At 71.6% G+C, this 4,088-nt stretch carries 3 protein-coding genes; 1 reads left to right on the top strand and 2 read right to left on the bottom strand.

Translation table 11 applies throughout. The annotated features are described in order from the left end of the window. Positions 1-215: 215 nt before the first annotated feature. A complete protein-coding gene (locus ACFXA3_RS37510; protein ID WP_385194898.1) occupies positions 216-2,678 on the top strand; it encodes an IPT/TIG domain-containing protein in 2,463 nt (820 codons plus the stop codon). Between the two features lie 110 nt (positions 2,679-2,788). On the opposite strand, the gene ACFXA3_RS37515 is transcribed toward ACFXA3_RS37510, so the two are convergent. Together ACFXA3_RS37515 and ACFXA3_RS37520 are read right to left on the bottom strand one after the other, a co-directional pair. Then, positions 2,789-3,604, bottom strand: coding sequence for a sulfite exporter TauE/SafE family protein (locus ACFXA3_RS37515; protein WP_385194901.1), 816 nt, complete (start codon positions 3,602-3,604; stop codon positions 2,789-2,791). Positions 3,605-3,762: 158 nt separating this feature from the next. Further along, the gene (locus ACFXA3_RS37520; protein WP_385194904.1) at positions 3,763-3,960 is read right to left on the bottom strand and encodes a hypothetical protein; all 198 of its coding nucleotides are present in this window, start codon (positions 3,958-3,960) and stop codon (positions 3,763-3,765) included. Positions 3,961-4,088 lie beyond the last annotated feature (128 nt).

Consider the following 4,088-nt stretch of genomic DNA (forward strand, 5'->3'; position numbering starts at 1 on the left):
CGCCTGTCTGTGCGTGGTCCTCCGAGCCGCGTCCCAGCGCACCGTCCTCGGCCCCTGAAACCACCCCCTCGCACTTGGGGTGAGTGGGGACCATTTCGCGGGCAGAGGCCAAGCAGCGCGTGGACGTGAGCGCGCTGCCCCGCCCGAGGCGCATCGCCGAGCCCCAGGTGCGGCCACGGCTCGTCCCTCCGAGACGGCGGGCGCCCGTAGGACCGATGCGGCAGCCGAGTCTGCCGGTCACCACCGCACGGCTGACTCCGAAGGACTCGGCCTCGCGGAAGGCGGTGCCTTCCTCGGCGGTGGTGGAGCGCTTGAAGACCTTCCCCACCCTCGGGAACGGCGACAACGACGCCGCGTCACGGACCGCTCCCTCCGACACCAATCTCGCGGTCGGGCCCACCCACATCGTCGAGTTCGTCAACCGCGCCGGCCAGATCTACGACAAGGCCGGCAACGCGGTGGGCTCTCCGTTCGACCTGGGTGCCTTCTTCGGGTTCGCGGCGGACACCGGCGGTGACCCGCGCGTTCACTACGACGCGGGATCCGGCCGGTTCTTCGCCTCGTACGAGGGGCTCCTGGCCGGTGGCGACGAGAACGACGTCGCGGTCAGCGACACCTCCGACCCCCGAGGCCACTGGACCGTCTACAACGTCGGCAGCAACACCTCCAACGTCCTGCAGGACCGGCCCCTGCTCGGCTACACCAACGACAAGGTCACGCTGGGCTGGAACAATTTCGACATGGGCGCGCCCGCGCCGCCGCCGTTCCTGGGGGCGGTGACCGTGGTCGTCAACAAGGCGGACCTGCTGGCGGGCGGCACGATCAGCCTCACGACGTTCGCCCAGGACACCACCCTGGACGACGCCGTCCCCGCCACTTCGCTGTCGGGGATCAACGACCAGCTCTCGATGAAGCACGACGACACCGACGTCGTGGTGACCACGATCACCGGCGTGCCCGGGGTCAGTGCGGTCAACCGCACCGTGAACACCATCCCGATCGGAACGGCCGACCCCCCGCCGGCAGCGGCCCAGCCCGCCGGCGGTGACGCGACGATCGAGACCAACGACGCGCGGATGCTGTCGGTCGCCTGGCAGAACAACCGCCTGTGGGGCGTCTTCAACGTCAGCTGCACCCCCATCGGAGACACCGCGGTCCACGCCTGTCAGCGCTTCGTCCAGATCGCCACCGGCGGGACCCAGACCCTGTCCACCAACCTGAACCTGGGCCTCGTGGGCGGAGACATCCACTACGGCTCGCTGACCCTGAACGACGAAGACGACCTGTTCGCGGGGTTCACCGCCTCCTCGTCCTCCCTGTTCGCAGGCGGGGTCGCGATCGGAGTGCCGGGCGGCAACTTCCCGTCCACCACCTTCGGCGACTTCTACGCCGCGGGCACGGAGGCCTACGCCTGCCGCTGCAACGGCGACAGCCGCTGGGGCGACTACTCCGGCACCGCGCGCGACCCGAGCAACCCCAAGGACGTCTGGACGGTCCAGCAGATCGGAGCCACCGGCAACACCGGGATCTTCGGCGGCGACTGGGGCACCGCCATGGACCGCGTCACGCTGTCCCCGCCCACCGTCACCGGCGTCACCGCGAACCACGCACCCGAACTCGCGCAGTGCGTCAACACCGTGACCGTACGGGGAACGGAATTCCCCACCAGCGGCACCACCGTCAAGTTCGGCTCCGTGGCCGCCACGAACGTGAACGTCACCGGACCGGAGGAGCTGACCGCACAGGTGCCCCCACAGGCACGCGGCACCGTGGACGTCACCGTGACCACCCCCAACGGCACCAGCCCGGTCACCGCCGCCGACGCGTTCACCTACGACCCGGACACGACTGCGCCGACCGTCTCCGCGAACGTCTCGCCCGCGGCGAACGGAGCGGGCTGGAACACCACCGCCCCGGCGACCGTCAACATCAGCGCAAGCGAAGGGACGTGCGCCTCGGGGGTCCAGAAGATCACCTACAGCGCCGCCGGCGCCCAGCCGATCGCATCCACCGTGGTCTCCGGCCCCGGTGCAGCCGTCCCGATCACGGTGAACGGCGTGACCACCGTGACCTACACCGCCACCGACAACGCCGGCAACACCTCTGCGCCGCAGACGATCACGGTGCGCCTCGACACGGTGGCACCGGTGATCACCATCGTCCGTCCGGCGGCGGGCACCTACCTGTACCGCCAGGCGGTCACCGCCTCCTACTCGTGCACGGATGCCGCTTCCGGGCCGGCGAGCTGCGTGGGCACGGTCCCCAACGGCAGCGCCGTCGACACGTCCGCCCTCGGCTCCCACGTGTTCACCGTGAACGCCAAGGACGTCGCGACGAACCCGGCCACCAAGAGCGTCACCTACACCGTCGCCTACCGGATCTGTCTGCTCTACGACCCGACCCGGCCGGTCCGCCTGCTCGGTCAGGTCGTGATCTCCTTGCGGATCTGCGACGCGAACGGAAACAACCTCTCCGGCTCCGGCATCACCGTGACGGCCACCCGCATCACCGGCCCCGTCACGAGGACCGTCGGCGCCCGGATGGCCTACACCCCGCTGGTCGCCGGCTACAGCCTCCCCGTCAGTACGCAGGGACTGCCCAACGGCAACTACAACCTCGAATTCACCATCAGCGGGGCGGACACCACGACCCACGTGGCACCCTTCACCCTCCGCTGACGCCCGCAACCGCTCACGTCGTGCGCCGGCCCGTCCCCGGGTCGGCGCACGTCACGGCAGTGTGCTCGGCACGGCTGCCGGCGACGTGCCCGGAACTCTGCGCCTCAGCCTCAGTCGTGACGGGCGAGCTTGACCGCGGACACGAGCAGGATCACGGCCAGGGCGGGAACGAGCACCAGGTCCGGGAACGCACCGAGCAACAGCCCGCCCAGTACGGCGCCGACGACGGATCCCGCGGCCATGAGCGTGGTGAAGCGGAGGCTGGCGCCGAGGACGGCGAAACTGCCGTCACGGCTGTACCGGGCGAAGGCCACCAGCATGGTCGGGAGCGACACCAGCAGGGAGAGGCTTCCCGCCGTCTTGATGTCTTCCCCGAACAGCAGCACGATCGTCGGGATCAGCAGCTCACCGCCCGCCACGCCCATGATCGCCGCGACGACCCCGATGCCGAACCCGGCCACGACACCGCACGGCACCTGCGCCCACAGCGGCAGATCGAGCGTCCCCAGGGTGGTGGTGTGCGTGACCGGCAGGGCGACCGCCATGAGCGTCATCAGCGCGGCCAGCACCTTGTAGAGGGTCGCGGTGCGCATGCGCACCGCCCAGGACGCCCCCGCCCACGCACCGAGCAGACTGCCGGCCAGCAGGTTGACCGCGACCGGCCAACGGGCGGCCACCTCGGCGGCCGGGACCGCCCCCAGCCGGGCAGGCAGTGCGACCAGTACGACGGCCAGGCTCATCGCCTTGTTCAGGATGACCGCGGAGAGCGCGGCGAACCCGAAGAGGCCGATCAGCAGCGGAAGGCGGAACTCCGCCCCACCCAGACCGATCATCCCGCCCAGCACACCGATCGCCGCCCCCGCACCGAACACCACCGACGGCGAGTGCGTCGAGCGGAGCGGGGTCGGATGCGGGTGGGTCGTCATGATCGGCATCCTTGCCGGTCGCCGACCTGACCGCCACACCCCGGCCCCGGGTTCGAGGGAAGGCACCGGGCCGACGGCCGCGATTCGTCCGGACCTCTGAACCGCCTTCTCCGGGAAGGAGACGGGCATCGCCCGGTGGGGCGCCCCTGGGACGCGGCTCACTTCCCTGCCGGCGGATCCGTCCGCCCGTACGGCGCGTCGAGCAGGGCCAGCAGCGGCGGGTGGACCAGCGCGTCCCGCAGGCGGGGGTGGGCGACGAGGATCCGCGCGTCCCGCAGCCGGGCCAGTGCGGGCCCCGGATCGTGCTTGGTGCGCCCGCGCAGCCACTGCGCCGACACGGCCGGGCCGGAGCGCAACTGCCGTAGCACCTCGGTCGCGGGGGGGGGGCCCGCGCCCCGGCGGCGCGGCGCCCGCGGGGCCCGGCGGCCCGGCGGCGGGGGATGAGGGTGTTCCCCCCCCCGCGCCGGCCGTCCCGGGTCAGGAC

The sequence above is a fragment of the Streptomyces sp. NPDC059456 genome (assembly GCF_042750055.1).
Taxonomy (GTDB): domain Bacteria; phylum Actinomycetota; class Actinomycetes; order Streptomycetales; family Streptomycetaceae; genus Streptomyces.

Coding starts and splice junctions, on each gene's coding strand:
- ACFXA3_RS37510 (WP_385194898.1), top strand. CDS start 216: ATGCGGCAGCCGAGTCTGCCGGTCACCACCGCACGGCTGACTCCGAAG.
- ACFXA3_RS37515 (WP_385194901.1), bottom strand. CDS start 3,604: ATGACGACCCACCCGCATCCGACCCCGCTCCGCTCGACGCACTCGCCG.